Genomic DNA, 19,460 nt, shown 5'->3' with positions numbered 1-19,460 from the left:
CATGCCTTATAAAATTAGAAGGTAATGGAAACAAAACAAATAGAAAAAGTACTTAAAGCCCCTGCTCCCCATATGGTAGGCGATGGTTTTAGGGTACACAATTTCTTCCCAAGCGGTTACGATATTAACATGAGCCCTTTCTTTTTAATGGATTATGGCTCAAAAATCCAGTTTTCTGCACGGAAAGAACCAAGGGGCGTTGGCGTTCACCCGCACCGCGGTTTTGAAACCGTAACCATTGCTTATCATGGCGCAGTGGCACACCACGACAGCTCGGGCAATAGTGGCGTAATTTATCCTGGCGATGTGCAATGGATGACAGCGGCAAGTGGCGTACTACATAAAGAATACCATGAAGCGCAATACAGTTTAGCCGGAGGTCCCTTTCAAATGGTTCAGCTCTGGGTTAACCTCCCCGCCAAAAATAAAATGGATAAACCAAAATACCAAGCCATTAAACAGGCGGATATGGTTCATTTTAATTTACAAGAAAACGGGGGAAAAATTGAAATTATTGCCGGTAATTACAAAGGTTTAAAAGGTAATGCCAGCACGTTTACCCCTGTCGAATTATACAATGCCCGTTTAAATAAAGGCGCAGAGGTGAGTTTCAGTTTCCCTGAAAACTACAATACCGGATTAATGGTTATTGAAGGTTCAATCAGGGTAAATGGATCGGAAACAGCCCCGGCCGATAGTTTTGTGTATTTTAAAAACCAAGGGGAGCAGATAAACATCGAAACCTTGGAAAACAGTATTGTTTTAGTTTTAAGTGGCGAGCCAATTAACGAGCCAATTGCACAGTACGGTCCGTTTTTGATGAATACCGAAGCCGAAATTAACCAGGCCATAGAAGATTATAACAGAGGCTGCTTTGGCTACCTCGAAGAATAAATAAAACTATCACACCGATCAGATAGCGTTTACAATAGCCTTGAAGGCCTAATGGCTAATCGGTGATCAATATTATTTGAGTATACCATCGCTAATTATACTGTTAAAAGCCGGCATTTCCCTAAAATCTGTCGGTTTTTTCACATTTAAATATCCCGTATAACACTGATATTTAGCTAAATAAATTTATATATTCAAAAAACCTAACGATTAATCTTCCCTAGCACCCGCTCTTGATCATTCATACAATCTTCATATTCGTTAGTGACATTTGATTCATAAATCAGAACAGAAAAATGTCCGGAAAACAAATATTTCAAACTGAGACTAAAAGACGCTGGCATACATTTACCTGGGTAAGCCGCACATTTTTTTTAGCCTTCATTATCGCCATCAGCTGCGTTGTATATACCCTATCATCAGTACAGGCCCCAAACTTGCCATATATTGATACCAATACGCCTTTAACCCAAAAACAGTTAGAGAAATTAAAAAAATCGCAGCAGTATAAAGATTTTACGATTGAAAAATCGAAACTTCAAAAGATCAAAAAAGACCGCGAGCACCGCATTTTAACCCATCGTGGCAACGCCAAACGCATAAACATGGCTTTTTACGTTAGCTGGGCTTCAACGGTTGATAAATCACTGCCAGATCTTAAACGGAACATCGGCCATTTGGATATGGTGGCTACAGAGTCTTTCTTTTTAAACGGCGATTCTATTGTAGATAAAGCTGATACTGCTGCTTTAAAAGTAATCCATGCGGCCAAAAAATCGGCTATTGCAGTGGTTTCCAACTACAATAAAGACCACTGGGATGGTGCAGCGGTAAGGCGCTTGTTAAATGATCAGCCTGCACAGCAAAAATTAATTTACGACCTGATTGCCATTACCAAGAAATATGGCTATCGCGGCATTAATATCGATTTCGAAGAACTTGACCTCGAAAACAGCGATAGCTTTAATGCTTTTATGAAAAATCTTTATGCGCAGTTCCATGCAGAAAAACTAATTGTATCTCAGGATATTTCACCCGAAAACGATGATTATAAGCCAGAAATCTTACAAAAATACAATGATTATATTGTGTTGATGGCTTACGATCAGCATACCGAGCAAAGTAATGCCGGTGATATTTCGCACCAGGAATGGGTGGAAGAAAAGCTTGACGACATTTGCAATAAGGTTGATGCCAACAAAGTAATATTGGCATTGGCCTGCTATGGCTACGATTGGCCAGATAAACGTGTAGGAAAGCCGGTAACATACGAACAGGCCATGACGGCAGCAGTAAACTACAAAAGTAAGATAAATTACAATGCTGCTTCGGCCAATTTAAACTACAGCTATAAAGATGGCAGCGGCATTAACCACGAGGTTTACTTTACCGATGCAGCCACCTATTTTAATCTGATCCGCAAGGCTGATGATTGGGATATTGCAGGTATTGCTTTGTGGCGCCTGGGCTCAGAAGATAAACGCCTTTGGAGCTTTATTTCGAACGATTTAAGTTTGGATACCTTAAAGAAAAAACCTTTCGATTTACGCAAAATTGCTTCGCTGAACATGGGTGGAATTTCCTATCTGGGCGACGGCGAAATTTTGGACTTAATTTCTACCCCTACCCCAGGAAGTGTAAGATTTACCTTGAATAAAGATAATTTTTCTATTGCCGATCAAAAATACACGCGTTTGCCTGAACAATATGTAATTAAACGCTTTGGCGAAGCTGATAAAAAGATTGCATTAACTTTTGATGATGGTCCCGATCCGGTATATACCCCGCAGGTACTCAGTATCCTTAAAAAAGAAAAAGTACCCGGATGCTTTTTCGTGGTGGGCATTATGGCCGAAAAAAACATGGAACTGCTTAGGCAGGAATACAACGATGGTTATGAAATAGGCAACCATACGTTTTTCCACCCAGATATGTCGGCCATTGGCCCAAGGCGTGTAAAATTTGAGCTGAATGCTACGCGCAGGTTAATCGAAGCCGTTACCGGCCACAGTACCATTTTGTTCCGTGCGCCATTTAATGCAGATGCAGAGCCGCAAAACATTTCCGAAATACTGCCTGTTGCCCAAAGCCGTAAAGAGAACTATGTTAACATTGGCGAGTATATCGACCCTGAAGATTGGGAGCCCGGCAAAACTGCCGACCAGATTTTTAATGAAGTGGTTAAACAGCACGAGAACGGAAATATCCTTTTATTGCACGATGCTGGAGGAAACCGCGAGGCAACAGTTGCCGCTTTACCACGGATCATCAAATTTTTTAAAGCCAAAGGCTATACATTTACCACAGTTGGCGATTTGATGGGCAAAAAAAGATCAGAGCTTATGCCAGCCGTTAAATCTACAGCAAACAGTGGTTTTTCGGGCTCAGGCGATTACTTTTTTATCAATTTCTTCTACTACGGCAATATGGTTTTGAACATCATATTTTCAGTAGCGATTGTTTTGGCCATTCTGAGGACCATATTTATTGCTTACCTGGCCATCAGACAAAGAAAAAGGGCAAAACAAAATGCAGGGAAATTAATTCAGCATCCATCTCAGAAAGTAAGTATCATTATCCCGGCTTATAACGAAGAGGTTACTGCGGTACAAACCATTAACAGCCTTTTAAAAACCACCTATCCCGATTTCGAACTAATTTTTGTTGATGACGGTTCGAAAGATAAAACTTTTGAAATGATCAGCAGCCACTTTGGCAATCATCCGCAGGTTAAGGTGTTCAGCAAAACAAATGGAGGTAAAGCCTCGGCCCTAAATTATGGTATATCTAAAGCCAGCGCCGATTTTGTGGTTTGTATAGATGCCGATACCCAACTCAAGGATGATGCGGTTACTGAATTGATGCGCTACTTTTACAACGATAAAATTGCTGCTGTAGCCGGTACTGTAAAAGTTGGTAACGCACACAACATCATCACCAAATGGCAATCTATCGAGTACATTACCGCGCAGAATATGGATAGGCGTGCCTTCGATCTGCTCAACACCATTACGGTTGTACCTGGGGCAATTGGAGCCTTCAGAAAAGAGGTAATTATAGAAATTGGCGGTTTCACCATTGATACGCTTGCCGAAGACTGCGATTTAACCATGCGCATACTCAGGGCAGGCTACACTGTAAAAAACTGCGATAGTGCAATTGCCTATACCGAAGCCCCAGAAACAGTAAATATGTTACTAAAACAGCGTTTCCGTTGGAGTTTTGGCGTAATGCAAAGCTTTTGGAAGAATAGGAAAACATTGCTCAATAAAAAATACGGCTATTTTGGTATGGTAGGCATGCCCAATATTCTGATCTACCAGATTATTTTGCCGCTCTTTTCTCCCTTAGCCGATCTGTTTATGCTTATTTCCCTTATCAGTGGCCTTTTTTCTTTAAGCGCCATCAATAACCTTACATTAACCGGTTTTTCAGGGATTTTAAGCCTGCATAATGGTTTCGGGCAGGTACTTTTCTATTACATTATCTTTATCGTGGTAGATATGGCTTTTGCAGCCATTGCATTCAGGATGGAAAAAGAAAAATATAAAAACCTATTGTATCTTTTCCCACAACGCTTTTTCTGGCGCCAGTTGATGTATGTTGTGCTGTTCCGTTCGTTCAGAAAAGCCATAAAAGGCGAGCTCGAAACCTGGGGAACTTTAAAAAGAACTGGGAATGTGAAAAGCCAAGCTGCTTAATCACCTTAAGGAGAAGAGGCTGTCTCACAAATGGACAACTGTCACCCTGGGCCTGTCGAAGGACTTGTTTAAAAGTCTTACCTGGCGTTTGGACTACTTGTCCCGAAAATCGGGAGCTCAACGTGACAAATTTGGATGAAACTTCAAGTTATGATACGCCCTCTTCTCTAAAAATTAAACTTAAGGCTGATAGTTGGCGAATTTATTGGATTTAACAGCCAAACTACTTCACCTTTGGCTAAGGTTTTTCGATCAAACAAACGGCATACGCAACCACGCCTTCTTCTCGGCCAATAAAGCCCATCTGTTCGTTGGTTGTGGCTTTTATCGAAATATCTTCGGTAGAAATCCCTATCGCATCGGCAATATTTTGCTGCATCGCCGGAATGTGGGGATTAATTTTTGGAGCTTCTAAGCAAAGCATCGCATCGATATTTCCAATCTGCCAGCCTTTTTCAGCCAATAATTTTACCGTTTCTTTCAATAAAATCAAGCTGCTAATTCCTTTCCACCTATCATCGGTATTCTTAAAATGGAAACCGATATCGCGTAAATTGGCAGCGCCTAAAAGTGCATCGCAAATGGCATGAAGCAAAACATCTGCATCAGAATGGCCGTATGCACCTTTATGATGTGCTAAAGTTACGCCGCCAACCACAAATGGATGCTGATCTTTTAATTGATGAACATCAAATCCGAAACCTACTCTAATTTTCATGGAAATTTTTGGTTAATGTTTTAATGTTAAACCGTTAATTGCAGCGCAAGTGGCTATAATTACTTTTTAACAATCTTTTTGTCGCCAAAGTTAAACAAAAGACCAAAACGTAGTGTATTGGCAAGCGGACTTGTTTCTGCATTTGCCAATAAATAAGAGAAATCTATATTAAAAACGTTATACTTTAAGCCTAAGCCCAAGGTAAAGTAACGGCTATCACCTTTCATTGGGCTTTGATAATTATAACCTGCCCTTACGGCAAATTGCTGGTTATACCAATATTCGAGCCCTGTCGATATGCCCACTTCTTTTAACTCTTCGCTAAAACCACCAGGTGCATCGCTAAATGAACCAAAAATACCTGCAGGCACCGATCTATTTGGATCTTTTCCACTTACGATATTATTGTTCGAGTCGTATATCGGCTGCGTAGGCACTAAAAGTTTATTAAAATCGAGGGCCAGTGTTAAAGTGCTAAAATCATCAACAATAATAGTAGAGGCACCGCCCAGTTTCAAATTGGTAGGCAAGAAGAAATTCTCTCCACCATCCGAATAGCTCATTTTAGTACCAATGTTAGAAATATTGGCACCAGCTGAAAGGATAGCCTGCTTACCAAAAAGTGTAGTAGGGGTTTTATATAAACCAGAAATATCTACGGCTACCGCATTTCCACTGCGCACCTGCCCTGATGATGAAAACTGTCCCGAAGCCAGATTGGAATAAATGTATCTTAATGAACTACCCAAAGAAAATTCTTCGCCAAAACTGCGGGCAAAAGAAACATCAAAAGCCAGTTCGTTCGGATTAGAAATACCCAAGTCCTGCTGATTGATATCGGTAAGCTGGATTGAACCCAGAGAAAAATACCGCAATGATGCACCAATGGTATTCCGATCGTCCAACTTATAAAAACCGCTTAAATAAGCAAGGTTAATATCAGGAACGAGGCTTTTTAACCAAGGGCTGTAAGAAACCGAGAAACCATAAGGCTTATCTAAAAAAGCCAGTTTGGATGCATTGATACTCGAAGAATTTACATCACCGGCCACGGCTACACCTGCATCGCCCATTGCGCCAGACCGCGCATCGGGAGTTATGAGCAGAAATGGAACTGCCGTTACAATATTGTTAGACTCGCTGCCATTTGTTTGGGTATTGCCTATAGTGACCTGGGCATTTGTTTTACCAAACACCAATGCCATTGAGAGTGCAGAAAAAGCAAGTTTACTGATGTACTTGAAATTCATCCTTTAAAGGTACGTAATTTTAGATTTTGGTATTAGCAATAACTGGAGAATATACTCTGTAACGTAAAACCAAAAATTATATTTTACCAAATTACGAATTCTGAGAATATTTACTAATTAAACCTACGATTTTTACATATCAGTGTGACTACAATAATTGTAAGTGCTAAATTAATAAGGTTTTAGCTGAATAATTGTATGCAACAAAATATTATAATTTATTGCACCTCGCTATCATGGCATTAATAATATGACCATAATTTTTATCAACAACTAACGGATTGCCGGGAAACGCATGCCGCGATGCCCCTAAAAATCTTGATATCATCCCTATTATTTTTATCCAAGTGATGGATTTGACTAAACTTTTGGGGTAATTAAACGCATACAAGCATAATTGAATCTATAACATAAAGATTACCCTAAATTAACAGCAAGCCAAAAATTATCTCACTTATTTATAATTATTTAGCTTTAAAAACGTTCAAAAATTAAACAGACACAATACGAAGAAAAATAATACGTTAAGGCTTAAAAATATATTAGATATTTTATTGTCACATTATTTATATATTCATTTAAAATTGTTTAATTTTATCGGTTGAAAGGCCATTAGGCTATATCCCGTTGCATTATATGAAAAAACTATTACTATATTCTTTCACTTGTTTATCATTAGCGGCCCTACTTTCGAGTTGTAGCTCGAAAGGCGGCAACAGCTCAAGCAAAACAGGTATTCCTTATGCAGATAGGAAAAGTAAAAAAAACCAATCTGGAGCATTTGCTGTGGCAACACAGTATAAGCGTGCACCGGGGCCTGGTTTAATCCCAATTGAGGGCGGGGTTTTGGTGGTTGGTGGCAGTGCCATTGAGGTACCAGGAGTTGAGCCGAATATTTATAACTACAAAAGACAGGTTACTGTTCCATCATTTTATATGGATGAAACAGAGGTTTCCAATACCGATTGGTTAGAATATCTGCACTGGATCAGGTATAACTTTCCTGAAGACCGTGAATTTTATTACAATGAACTTCCTGATACCTTGGTTTGGCGCCGTGCTTTATCGTACAACGAACCATACGTAGATAATTATTTAAGACACCCTGCTTACCGTGACTATCCAGTAGTAGGTGTATCTTGGGAACAAGCTTCGCGTTATTGCGAATGGAGAACATCAAGAGCAAACGAATTTATTTTACGTGAAAAAGGAATTTTAACGGATTATAAAACCTTAGCGGGTGGTGGCAAGAGCAATAGTAACACAACAGCTGCTGCGCCAAAACCTGCACAACCATTCAATACTGATGCTTATTTAAATGGCCAGTATGATGATAAAGGTAAAAACGCCCCGATAGATTACAATACCAAATCGGGTGCAGCAACAGGAACAGCTGGAGCCGCTGCTGCTTCTACTGGTGGCAAAAACGGTCAGCCTAGAAGAACTGCAACCTTAGAAGATGGTGTAATTATGCAGCCTTACCGCTTACCAACAGAGGCGGAGTGGGAATACGCAGCATTAGGTTTGATTGGAAATACAGAATACGAAAATATTAACCAGAATAAAATTTACCCTTGGAACGGACTGGGCGTTAGCTCTGCTAAAAAGAAAACCAGAGGGATGATTCAGGCCAACTTTAAAAGAGCCCCTGGAGATTACATGGGTGTTGGCGGTTCATTAAACGATAAGGGAGATTTAACTGTTCCGGTTATTCAGTATACACCAAACGATTTTGGACTATACAATATGGCAGGAAACGTGAACGAGTGGGTTAACGACGTTTACAGAACCGGTACTTTTACCGATGCTGATGCTTTTAATCCTTACCGTGGTAACTATTTCACCAACAAAAAATTAGAAGATTCGCAAAACGGTAAAATATCGCTGGATAAGTATGGCAATCCGATAAAGGAAAATGCCTACTCAGGAAGAAAACAGACTTGGGCTGAAAAACAGGCACAGGCTAAACGTGCGGATTCGATTTCTAAATCTACCGATCCGCAGGCTGCAACAGCTTCAACCACTTACCAGGCCGATCAAAGAGGTTACCGTGACAGACAAAACACTTTGTTAAACGAAGAAGGTGTAACCTTGGTTAACGATAAATCGAGAGTTTATAAAGGTGGTTCTTGGAACGATATGGCTTACTGGTTAAACCCAGCTACCCGCCGCTTCATGCAACAGGATGAATCATCAGCAGAAGTTGGTTTCCGTTGTGCCATGACGATGCTTGGCGCACCAGAGATTAGCACAGCAGGAAAAAGAAGTTTTAAAAACCCTCCTCAAAAACCTTACAGGGTTAGCAGAGGTAAATAAATTAAAAAGTCCCGACATTAAATCGGGACTTTTTAATATTTTATATTTTGTAATTAGCTTAAGGGGATCTTAGGCCAGCCAAAAGCCGTCATTGTGAGGACTTGTTCCGATTCATCGGAAAGGCTTTTTCAGCCGACAGCCTGTCCCGATTTTCGGGGAGGCAATCTTAGAACGATCGCTACCTTGCATACCCATTAAGATTGCTTCATACCTCGCAATGACGTATTTTGAAGCAAACACTACTTAAACTGAACCAAGATCTGGTTCTTTTCTACCTTATCGCCCTGTTTAATCAATAGCTTTTTAACTGTTCCATCAGTTGGCGATTTTAGGATATTCTCCATTTTCATGGCTTCCAGGATAAGGAGGTTATCCCCTTTTTTCACTTCGGTATTTTCTTCAACCAAAACCTTGAGTACCAAACCGGGCATAGGGGCCTTAATTTCTAAAACTTTATTGGCGGCCAGATTATCCAGACCAAGTTGCTTCAACAGCTCATCAAACTGATCTTCTACCGCAATCTGATAAATATGACCATTCACTTTTATGGCACAGGTTTTATCGGCCCTGTTCAGTTCTACAATTTCTGTATTGAAAGATCTGTTCTGATATAATACATGAGCATTACCCGGATTAATTGCACTTACATCAAGCTGAACGGGCTTGCCGTTTACCAAAACTGTAGCTTCTTTCCTTTCAATCTCGAACAAAAAATTGCTGTTAACTTTTACCTTGTACATATTTATTGCGTTAAAGCGTACTGAACCAAATTTGCACCCATTTTAAGCGCTTTAGATCTTGTTTCCTGAGTATCTTCGGGGTATGTGCCAAAATCTTCCCATCCGTTGCCTAAATCGCATTCAAAAGTATAATAACACACTACCTTACCTTTATAGATTAATGCAAAACCCTGTGGCCGCTTATTATCGTGTTCGTGTATTTTGGGCAAGCCAGCAGGAAATTTAAATTTCTGATTGTAAATAGCGTGGTTTGCGGGCAGCTCTACAAAACTTAATTCGGGAAAAACTTTTTTCATCTGTGGACGAATAAATTTATCCAGCCCATAGTTATCATCTATATGCAAAAAACCTCCTCCGGTAAGGTACTGCCTTAAATTTTTAACCTCCTGATCACTAAATACCACATTTCCATGGCCAGTCATGTAAACGAACGGATAGTTGAATATTTCTTTTGAACCTACTTCTACAATGCTTTCTTCAGTGTAAAAATTTGTTTTAAGATTTGCATTACAGAAGGTGATGAGGTTAGGAAGCGCTGTCCGGTCTGCATACCAATCGCCTCCCCCACTGTATTTTAATTTAGCCATCCGATAGGTAGGTGGAATGAAAGCGAAAAAACTAAAGCAGAAAGCAAAAAGCGCAACAGCAAAAGCCATTGTTCGCCACTTTGAAAACTGAAAATTAAAAACTGAAAACTTCAAACTGGTTATCGGTTAAGGTAATTGATTTCAAAACAAACAGATAGCGCAGCAGTTTCTGTGCGTAACCTGTTATCACCTAAAGTTAATGCTTTAAAACCTTTGTTCAAAGCTAAATTAACTTCATCTGGTGTGAAATCTCCTTCTGGGCCAATAAGGATGAGGTACTTTTGATGAGGCTGTACAAGTTTAGAGATGTACTGTTTCTCTCCCGCATCGATACAATGGGCTATTAATTTATCGCCTTCAAAAGGTTGTTTTAAAAAGGCATCAAAAGAAATGGCATCGTTTAGTTTGGGATGGTATGCTTTTATTGATTGCTTTACAGCAGATGTGATCACTTTATTCAAGCGGTCTTCCTTAACCATCCTACGCTCCGATCTATCGGTAATGATCGGCGTTATTTCATCAATGCCCAACTCTGTTGCCTTTTCCAAAAACCACTCTATACGGTCGATGTTTTTGGTTGGTGCAACTGCAATATGCAGGTAATGGTTTCTTTTATGAAACTCCGTTTCTACCTTTAATATAGCTAAGGCTACTTTTTTAGGATTGTCGGAAGTGATTTCGGCGGTATAAAAACCACCTTTGCCATCAACCAGGTTAACAATAGAACCTACCGTAAGGCGGAGCACCCTAACACAGTGTTTGCTTTCTTCTTCGTTAAGGGTGTAGGTATTTTGCGTTATATCTGGCGTGTAAAAAATATGCATAGTTGAAATTAATGATTATCAACCATATCTCCTTTATTGATGACCAATTCTAACTTAATTGTTTCGATATTCTGCTCGGTTTTTTTAAGAATGGTAAAGAGATAACCATATGATTCGTTGCTCTCCCCAACCTCAGGAATACGCTCAAAAACGTGAGAAACCAATCCACCGATGGTATCAAAATCTTCATCTTCGGGCAAATCGTGCGGTAAGTGCTCATTCACATCGTAAACCGTTGCAAATGCATTCACAATAAACTCGTTATCGGATACTTTTTCTACCAAGGGTTTTTCTTCATCGTATTCATCCTGAATCTCGCCAACCAGCTCTTCCACAATATCCTCTAAAGTTACCATACCAGCTGTACCACCAAACTCATCTAAAACAATGGCAATCTGGATGCGGTTGCTTTGCAGCTCGCTCATCAGATCGTTAATTTTCTTTGTTTCCGTAACAAAGTATGGTTTTCTGATGATATCGTTTAACGTCCAGTGCTGGTTACCTGCAGCAACCAATGGTAAAATATCCTTGGCGTGGATAATCCCCACAATCTTATCCATGATATCATCATAAACAGGTAAGCGCGAATATCCTTCTTTAATAATGGTATCAATTACTTCCTCTTTGGGAGAAGTTAACTCAATGCCCGAAATTTTGGTTCTCGGTACCATGATATTTTTAACCACGCGTTCGTTAAAATCGAATACGTTTTTAATCAGCTCGTGCTCATTATTGTCAAGTGCGCCACTTTCCTTACCCTGATCTAAAAGATATTGAAGTTCTTCGGTGCTGTGGATAGATTCATGCCCGCCAGAGGTATCAATACCAAATGGCTTTAATATAACAGCGGCTAAGCTGTTTAATGTCCATATAGCCGGACGGAACACCACATAAAATATCTGAAGGGGTATAGCAACAAAAAGTGTTGTGGCTACAGGCCTTTGTATGGCGAATGATTTTGGTGCCAGCTCTCCAAATACAATGTGCATAATGGTGATGAGCGAAAAGGCAACAATGGTTGATGCGGTATGGATAGAAGCATCGCTCAGGCCCCAGTGCAGGCTATCGAATAAATTTTTAAAGATGGTATGCATAACGCCTTCACCAACCCAACCTAAGCCAAGTGATGCAAGCGTAATACCAAGCTGTGTGGCGGCCAGGTATCCATCAAGATTGTGGATAATGCCCTTAGCCATTTTACCTACGCGGCTGCCCGTTTTTGCCTTAATTTCTATCTGAGATGCACGGACTTTAACAATAGCAAACTCTGCCGCTACAAAAAATCCATTTAACAGCACCAAAAACAAGGCGAAGAACAAACGCCAGCCAACTGATCCGGTATCGGGCTCCTGTAAAGCTACAAGAACTACATTTTGGGTTGGCAGTATTGCACTTAACGCTGAATTTAAAAACAAACAGACCGTGGGTAAATCCATTAAGCTAATTCTCTAAATGTTGTATTATAAAGTTCTATGCTTTCTTTAATTACTTTGTGCGCATAACGAACACCTAGTAAATGTTCGATGGTTACATTTTTATCTTCTAATGCTTTATAATCCTGAAAGAAACGAACAATTTCTTTCATTTGGTGAGGAGGCAATTCATCTAAATCGTTGATATAGTTTACCGACATGTCGTGGGCAGCAACAGCGATAATCTTATCGTCCTGCTCTCCATTATCAACCATGTGCATTACACCTACTACCTTCGCCTCAATCAATGTCATTGGATACACATCCACTGAACAAAGTACTAAGATATCTAATGGATCTTTATCATCACAATAGGTTTGCGGAATAAAGCCATAGTTTGCCGGATACATTACTGATGAAAAAAGAACCCTATCTAATTTAATCAGACCAGATTCTTTATCTATTTCGTATTTTGCTTTTGAACCTTTTGGAATTTCAATAATTGCGTTTACAATTTCTGGAACGTTATGTCCAGGAGATACGCTATGCCACGCGTGATGATCGTCTTTTGCCATTTTTAATTTAAATCTGTTTTATCCTCTTCAGGACCTTTCACTACTTTACTTTTTACAAAGGTAATTAATAATGGTATAGTTGTAATAAGGATAAAGCCAATAATAATATATAATAAATAATCGTTAATTTCTTTTTCAAAGCGTTTGCCTAAAAAATAGCCCAATAATGTTAGCGAGCAGATCCAAAGTACTCCGCCCACAATGTTGTATAAAGCAAATTTTTTAAAATCTAACCTTACCACCCCAGCAAAAATCGGTGCAAAAGTTCGTACAATTGGTACAAACCTGCCCATAATGAGTGCAAAGGCACCTTGTTTGTTATAATAATCTTCTGCAGCTTTTAAATATCTTTTCTTGAAGAAGAAACTGTCTTTTCTGGTGTACAGTACCGGCCCAGTTTTACGCCCAAACCAATATCCTGTAAAATTGCCCGAAATAGCGGCTACGCATAGGCCTGCCAAAAGTATGGCAATGTTAACATCCAGCTTACCTGTAGCCACAAACATGCCTGCTAAAAACAATAAATAATCACCAGGAAGAAAGAAACCAAAGAACAGGCCTGTTTCTGCATAGATTACGAATATGACAAGATAGAAACCGCCCTCCCGCAATAATTTCTCGGGATCAATTAGTTGATGCAGGTTATTCCAAAAATCGTGCATATTCAATTATTCGTAAAACTACAAATAATTATTAAACAACAGCATACCTATATCAGGTTTAAAATTATTGCAGGGTAAATACCCAGCACAAGTGTAATTACGACAGAAACCAATAACACCACTTTGTACTGTACCGGGGCCAAAAGCTCAGTTTCGGCGCCATCTTTAAACCACATGGCCACAATAACCCTGAAATAGTAATAAAATCCTACCAGCGCATTTAAAATAGCAAATGCAACCAATAAGGTTTTATACTCGGTCATTACGTTCAGGAACATTAGATATTTACCGATGAAACCTGCCGTTAAAGGAATACCAGCTAAAGAAAGCATGGCCACCGTTAAACACAGCGCTACCAAAGGATTGCGTTTGGCTAAACCATTAAAGCTATCGAAACTATCGCTGCCGGTTTTCTGTTTTACCAGAATTAGCACAGCAAAGGCAATAATTGATGCAAATGTATAAGCTGCTGCGTACACCAGAACATTGTTGCCAGAATTTTTGGTTAATACAATAAGCGAAAACAATAGGTAACCTGCATGAGAAATACTCGAGTAGGCCAACATCCGTTTAAAGTTTTTCTGGAATAGGGCTGTAACGTTACCTATAAATAAAGTCAGGCAGACGATTACGGTTAATGGAACTACCCAAAAATCGTGAAGTGGTGCCAATGAACCTGCAAATAATCTTAAAAAAGCAGCAAAACCAGCAGTCTTAACTACTGTACTCATAAAGGTAGTAATCAGTGACGGAGAACCTTCGTATACATCCGGAGTCCAGAAATGGAAAGGTGCAGCACCGATTTTAAAGCACAGACCGATCATCATCAAAATTACACCTGGATAAAAGATCGGCGAAATTGCTTTGCTGTTATCTACCAGGTAAGCCTGTATTCTATCCAGATCGAACGATCCTGTAGCACCATAAATTAAGGTAATACCGAATAAAAGGAAACCTGTTGAAAAAGCACCCATTAAAAAATATTTCAATGATGCCTCGTTTGAAGCAAAATCTCTTTTACGGATACCGGCCAAGATGTATAAACTCACCGACATGATTTCCAAACCTACAAATAACATGGCCATGTTTTTATAAGATACCATCATGATCATCCCCGCAAGGGCAAAAAGGATCAAAGTATAATATTCGGCAACATTATCGCTTTTAGCGTGGAAATAATTTTGTGTCAACAAGAAAATTAAAAGCGTACCTACAATACAAACACCAGAAAAAGCAAGTGCGAAATTATCTGTCTGCATCATTCCAAAATGAACGGCATTGCCATTCCATGCACAGCAGGTAAATCCCAGTGCGGTAAGTAAGCCAACAACGGTAAGCGGCAATAATGCTTTATTTGCTTTAAACAAACCTGCGTAAAGTACAATAAAAGCTGTTATACTAATGGTTATTATAATATTCATTGCTTATTTTACTGATGTTAATTTTTGATTTACCTGTTCTAATAAATGTTGTACAGATGCCTCTGTTAAGTGCAATAATGGTTTTGGATAAACACCCAAAACAATAATCAGGATACAGATAATGTAAAGAACCAGTTTCTCCGTTCCCTGAATATCTGTAAAGGTTATGGTTAATTCGTTGGTTTTACCAAGCATAACATTCTGGTACATACGCAACATGTAAACGGCGCCGAAAATGATGGTTAATCCGGCAATTGCAGCCGCCCATATGCCTACATTGTACACACCCATCAGCAATAAAAATTCGCCGATGAAACCATTTGTTCCAGGCAAGGCTACTGTTCCTAAAACAATGATTAAAAACTTAACTGCTAATTGCGGTGCTACTTTGGCAATCCCACCTAATTCTTCAATTTTAAGTGTTTTTACACGGGAGAAAATAATATCCAAAACAAAGAATAAACCGACCACATTAATACCATGGCTCAACATCTGCACCATTGCACCTTGCATACCCTGTTGGTTTAATGCAAAAATACCTGCGGAAATTAAGCCCACGTGGGCAATTGATGAATATGCAACTAAACGTTTGGCATCTTTCTGTGTAAAGGCAATTATTGAGGCATAAACAATACCGATAATTGAAAGACCGATGGCCAAACAAGACCAATCCTGTACACCGCTAGGTACAATTGGCAACAACCACCTAATTACACCATAAATACCCATTTTTAACATAATACCCGATAACAGCATGGTTCCCTGTGTTGGAGCTGTAGTATAGGTATCAGGCTGCCAGGTATGGAAAGGAAAAATAGGCATCTTAATGGCAAACGCGATAAAGAAAGCCCAAAAAATCCATCCTTGTTGTGCACTATCTAAATTTAAAGCATAAAAAGCCTGGATATCGAAATTGTGTGCCGGATTTTGCAGATACAGGTAAATAATACCCATTAACATAAATAACGAACCTGCAATGGTATAGACAAAGAACTTCATGTTAATGCGGATGCGGTCTTTTCCGCCCCAAAATGCACAGATAAAATAAATCGGGATTAATGCAGCTTCCCAACCGATATAGAAGAGGAAGGCATCCATTGCCGTAAACACCAATAACAAACCTGCCTGCATAAATAAAATCAATGCATAGAAAGCAGATGCATTTTTATAATCGTGTTTGTAGCTCGATAAAATGATAATTGGCACCAATAAATTGGTCAGTAATACGACAAGCATACTAATGCCATCAATACCTGCGTGGAAATTAATGCCCAAATCGGTAATCCAAGGCAAGTTAACCTCAAACTGGGTACTTGCATTTGGGATAAAATTACAGGCAATAACCAAAGTCAGGGCTAAAGAAACTACTGAAAATACAGTAGACACAATTTTGGCCGACTTGCCTGCAAATGCACTAATTATTGCACCTGCAAGTGGAAGAAATATAAGTAGTAAAAGTTGTTCCATTATTTATTGTTGAACCCTTTTTATAATATGTAACTAAATGTATATAACAGTAATGCGATGATACCAAATACCATCATAAAAATATAGAAACCAACGTTTCCGCTCTGCAATAAGCGGATGCCTTTACTTGCCTCTGTTGTGCCCCATCCCAATCCGTTTACAATGCCATCGATAAATTTATTGTCGATAATCCTGTAAAAGAATTTCGAAAGTGCATCCAATGGTTTGGTGATGATGAAATCATAAATCTCATCTAAATAAAATTTGTTGTAAGATAATTTGGCCAGTGCCGAACGTGGAGCTTCATCTGCTACAGGAACGCGACCACCTTTTACATATCGGGCATAGGCATAGGCCAAAGCAACCAAAGCTGCCACTACCGATGTACCCATTAAAGCATATTCAGTTGAGTGGCTTAAATCCAATTCGTGCTGTGCAACACCTGCACCCGCTAACCAATGTGCCAACCATTCGTTTCCTCCAAAAACATGGGGAAGGTTTATGGCTCCACCAATAGCCGCTAAAATGGCCAAAATGATTAAAGGCAAAGTCATGGCTGTTGGAGATTCGTGGATATGGCTTTCTGCATGATGGGTTCCGCGGTATTTTCCAGAGAAAGTCAAGAACATCATTCTGAACATATAAAAAGCAGTTAAGAATGCCGTTAACACCCCTATGCCCCAAAGCACTGGACTATACTGGAAAGCATGCGCTAAAATTTCGTCTTTTGAAAAGAAACCGGAGAATGGTGGTAAACCTGCAATAGCAATGGTACCAATCATCATGGTAGCAAAAGTTGTTTTAAGTTTACCCCTTAATCCACCCATGTGGCGCATATCCTGCTCGTGGTGCATGGCATGGATAACTGAACCTGCGCCCAAGAATAATAATGCTTTAAAGAATGCGTGGGTTAATACATGGAAGAATGAACCTGTGTAAGCACCAACACCCAGACCTAAAAACATATAACCCAATTGAGATACTGTAGAATAAGCCAGTACTTTTTTAATATCGGTTTGGGTTAAAGCTATAATTGCAGCAACCAAAGCTGTTGCAGCGCCAATAATGGCAATGATATGTTGTGTAAATGGAGCCAGATCGAACAATACGCTAGAGCGGGCAATCATATAAATACCTGCCGTAACCATTGTTGCTGCGTGGATTAAAGCAGAAACTGGCGTTGGACCAGCCATTGCATCAGGTAACCAGGTAAATAAAGGTAACTGTGCAGATTTACCGCAGGCACCGATAAACAATAATAATGTGATTAAAACCAATTTAGAGTCGCCAGGAAGCATGTTTGCTGCCTGAGGGAAAATTTTCGAGAATTCTAAACTTCCGAAGAAATTGAACAACAAGAAAACTCCCAATAAAAAGCCTAAATCCCCAATACGGTTCATTACGAAAGCCTTTTTAGCTGCCGAAGCATAAGCACTGTTGGTATACCAAAAACCGATTAACAGGTATGAGCATAAGCCTACACCTTCCCAACCGATAAACATCACGATATAGTTTGATCCCAACACCAATAACAGCATGAAGAATACAAACAGGTTCAGGTAACTGAAAAATTTACCAAATCCTTCATCATCGTGCATGTAGCTGGTAGAGTAAAGGTGGATAAGGAAACCAATTCCGGTAATGATCAAAAGCATGATCGAGCTCAACGGATCGACCAAAAATGATAATGGGATGTGTAGTGAACCAGCACTGATCCAATCAAATAAAAATACTTCGTGAGATTTTTGTGTATCGCCCTGTAAACTAAAGAAAATAACTACGCTGATAATGAAAGAAGCCAGGATTACCCCGCTACCAATAATACCAACAAGTCCTTTAGATAAAGATTTTCTGCCCAGCCCGTTAATTACAAATCCTAAAAAAGGAAGTAAAGGAACCAACCAAATCAATTGTTCTATTGTCATTCTTATTATATATTTACCACTTAAGGCGATTTAAAACATTAATATCTATCGATTTCGTATTTCTGTAAACCATTACAATAATGGCCAAACCTACTGCAACCTCTGCGGCAGCAAGAGCCATAATGAAGAATACGAAAACCTGTCCTGATGGATCGTTGCTGTGTACCGAAAAAGCTGTTAAAAGCAAATTCACAGCATTAAGCATCAGCTCAACCGACATAAAGATTACGATTGCATTTCTGCGGGTTAACACGCCAATTACACCGATAGTGAAAATAATTGCACTTAAATAGATGTAATGATTTAGCGGAACGCCGGCCATTTGTGTTGTTAAATTTTCCATTATGCTTCTACCTCATCTCTTTTAGATAATAAAACGGCTCCAACCATTGCTGCCAACAGTAATAGAGATGATAATTCGAATGGCAATAAGAATGGTCCGAAAAGCTCTTTACCCAAGTTTTCTACCAATCCTAATCCCGGATTTTTTAAAATTAACGGGCTGGTAATACTTGCAGCTTTTAACGAACCGATTAAGGTTACAATAAGGCAACAGCCAGCAATTACACCAACAATTTTAATTAATGGCGATTTAGACGGCTCTGTTTCTTTGTTCAAGTTGAGCAACATGAGCACAAAAAGGAATAAAACCATAATAGCGCCCATGTAAACGATGAAGTTTACAACAGCCAAGAATTGAGCATTCAACAGCACGTAATGAACCGTGAATGTGAAAAAGGTAAGGATTAAGTACAACACACTGTGGATCGGATTTTTTGCAAAAATCACCATCAGCGAAAAGAGGATACTTAATGTGGCTACGAAATAGAATACTTGTGTACTCATTAATTGTTTATTTATTTATTTGTTTTTCATACCGTCATTGCGAGGTACGAAGCAATCTTTAATTTCGTCACCCTGAATTTATTTCAGGGTCTTAATTCAATAGATGCTGAAATAAATTCAGC

Annotated in this window: 16 protein-coding genes; 3 read left to right on the top strand and 13 right to left on the bottom strand. The window is 39.3% G+C overall.

Annotated elements, in window-relative coordinates:
• The first annotated feature begins 24 nt into the window (after nucleotides 1–24).
• Nucleotides 25–894, top strand: coding sequence for a pirin family protein (locus tag ACS5PU_RS14535; RefSeq protein ID WP_439459879.1), 870 nt, complete (start codon nucleotides 25–27; stop codon nucleotides 892–894).
• Between the two features lie 296 nt (nucleotides 895–1,190).
• The gene (locus tag ACS5PU_RS14530; RefSeq protein ID WP_439459878.1) at nucleotides 1,191–4,595 is read left to right on the top strand and encodes a glycosyltransferase; all 3,405 of its coding nucleotides are present in this window, start codon (nucleotides 1,191–1,193) and stop codon (nucleotides 4,593–4,595) included.
• Between the two features lie 238 nt (nucleotides 4,596–4,833).
• On the opposite strand, the gene ispF is transcribed toward ACS5PU_RS14530, so the two are convergent.
• Both ispF and porV read right to left on the bottom strand, forming a co-directional pair.
• Nucleotides 4,834–5,313 carry a 2-C-methyl-D-erythritol 2,4-cyclodiphosphate synthase gene (gene ispF, locus ACS5PU_RS14525; protein WP_439459877.1) on the bottom strand — a complete coding sequence of 160 codons (480 nt, stop codon included), beginning with the start codon at nucleotides 5,311–5,313 and terminating at the stop codon, nucleotides 4,834–4,836.
• A 59-nt stretch (nucleotides 5,314–5,372) separates the two neighbouring features.
• Nucleotides 5,373–6,563: a type IX secretion system outer membrane channel protein PorV gene (gene porV, locus ACS5PU_RS14520; RefSeq protein ID WP_439459876.1), complete on the bottom strand. Its 1,191-nt coding sequence runs from the start codon at nucleotides 6,561–6,563 to the stop codon at nucleotides 5,373–5,375.
• A gap of 636 nt (nucleotides 6,564–7,199) precedes the next feature.
• Between porV and ACS5PU_RS14515 the strand changes: the two genes are divergently transcribed.
• The gene (locus ACS5PU_RS14515; protein ID WP_439459875.1) at nucleotides 7,200–8,879 is read left to right on the top strand and encodes an SUMF1/EgtB/PvdO family nonheme iron enzyme; all 1,680 of its coding nucleotides are present in this window, start codon (nucleotides 7,200–7,202) and stop codon (nucleotides 8,877–8,879) included.
• 239 nt (nucleotides 8,880–9,118) lie between these two features.
• Here ACS5PU_RS14515 and ACS5PU_RS14510 read toward each other — a convergent pair whose 3' ends face one another.
• The 11 genes from ACS5PU_RS14510 to ACS5PU_RS14460 are packed head-to-tail and all read right to left on the bottom strand — an operon-like array spanning nucleotide 9,119 to nucleotide 19,338.
• The gene (locus ACS5PU_RS14510; RefSeq protein WP_439459874.1) at nucleotides 9,119–9,619 is read right to left on the bottom strand and encodes a biotin/lipoyl-containing protein; all 501 of its coding nucleotides are present in this window, start codon (nucleotides 9,617–9,619) and stop codon (nucleotides 9,119–9,121) included.
• A gap of 2 nt (nucleotides 9,620–9,621) precedes the next feature.
• Nucleotides 9,622–10,275, bottom strand: a complete 654-nt coding sequence (locus ACS5PU_RS14505) for a DUF4159 domain-containing protein (protein ID WP_439459873.1) — start codon at nucleotides 10,273–10,275, stop codon at nucleotides 9,622–9,624.
• A gap of 50 nt (nucleotides 10,276–10,325) precedes the next feature.
• Complete coding sequence (locus ACS5PU_RS14500; RefSeq protein ID WP_439459872.1) at nucleotides 10,326–11,030, bottom strand: 16S rRNA (uracil(1498)-N(3))-methyltransferase; 705 nt, start codon at nucleotides 11,028–11,030, stop codon at nucleotides 10,326–10,328.
• Between the two features lie 8 nt (nucleotides 11,031–11,038).
• Entirely contained in the window at nucleotides 11,039–12,466 is a 1,428-nt protein-coding gene (locus ACS5PU_RS14495; RefSeq protein ID WP_439459871.1) for a hemolysin family protein, read from the bottom strand.
• The gene (locus ACS5PU_RS14490) at nucleotides 12,466–13,017 is read right to left on the bottom strand and encodes an inorganic diphosphatase (RefSeq protein WP_025146339.1); all 552 of its coding nucleotides are present in this window, start codon (nucleotides 13,015–13,017) and stop codon (nucleotides 12,466–12,468) included. The genes ACS5PU_RS14495 and ACS5PU_RS14490 overlap by 1 nt, the downstream gene beginning before the upstream one ends.
• Before the next feature lie 2 nt (nucleotides 13,018–13,019).
• A complete protein-coding gene (locus ACS5PU_RS14485) occupies nucleotides 13,020–13,679 on the bottom strand; it encodes a DedA family protein (RefSeq protein ID WP_439459870.1) in 660 nt (219 codons plus the stop codon).
• A 47-nt stretch (nucleotides 13,680–13,726) separates the two neighbouring features.
• Complete coding sequence (locus tag ACS5PU_RS14480; RefSeq protein WP_439459869.1) at nucleotides 13,727–15,100, bottom strand: NADH-quinone oxidoreductase subunit N; 1,374 nt, start codon at nucleotides 15,098–15,100, stop codon at nucleotides 13,727–13,729.
• A 3-nt stretch (nucleotides 15,101–15,103) separates the two neighbouring features.
• Nucleotides 15,104–16,567: a complex I subunit 4 family protein gene (locus ACS5PU_RS14475; RefSeq protein ID WP_439459868.1), complete on the bottom strand. Its 1,464-nt coding sequence runs from the start codon at nucleotides 16,565–16,567 to the stop codon at nucleotides 15,104–15,106.
• A gap of 20 nt (nucleotides 16,568–16,587) precedes the next feature.
• The gene (nuoL, locus tag ACS5PU_RS14470; RefSeq protein ID WP_439459867.1) at nucleotides 16,588–18,492 is read right to left on the bottom strand and encodes an NADH-quinone oxidoreductase subunit L; all 1,905 of its coding nucleotides are present in this window, start codon (nucleotides 18,490–18,492) and stop codon (nucleotides 16,588–16,590) included.
• Between the two features lie 13 nt (nucleotides 18,493–18,505).
• Nucleotides 18,506–18,835: an NADH-quinone oxidoreductase subunit NuoK gene (nuoK, locus tag ACS5PU_RS14465; protein ID WP_039472993.1), complete on the bottom strand. Its 330-nt coding sequence runs from the start codon at nucleotides 18,833–18,835 to the stop codon at nucleotides 18,506–18,508.
• Nucleotides 18,835–19,338, bottom strand: a complete 504-nt coding sequence (locus tag ACS5PU_RS14460) for an NADH-quinone oxidoreductase subunit J family protein (RefSeq protein ID WP_439459866.1) — start codon at nucleotides 19,336–19,338, stop codon at nucleotides 18,835–18,837. The genes nuoK and ACS5PU_RS14460 overlap by 1 nt, the downstream gene beginning before the upstream one ends.
• Nucleotides 19,339–19,460 lie beyond the last annotated feature (122 nt).

Origin of the sequence: Pedobacter sp. GSP4 (assembly GCF_051857575.1) — a bacterium.
Classification (GTDB): Bacteria; Bacteroidota; Bacteroidia; order Sphingobacteriales; family Sphingobacteriaceae; genus Pedobacter.
This window is presented reverse-complemented; position numbering and strand designations above follow the sequence as displayed.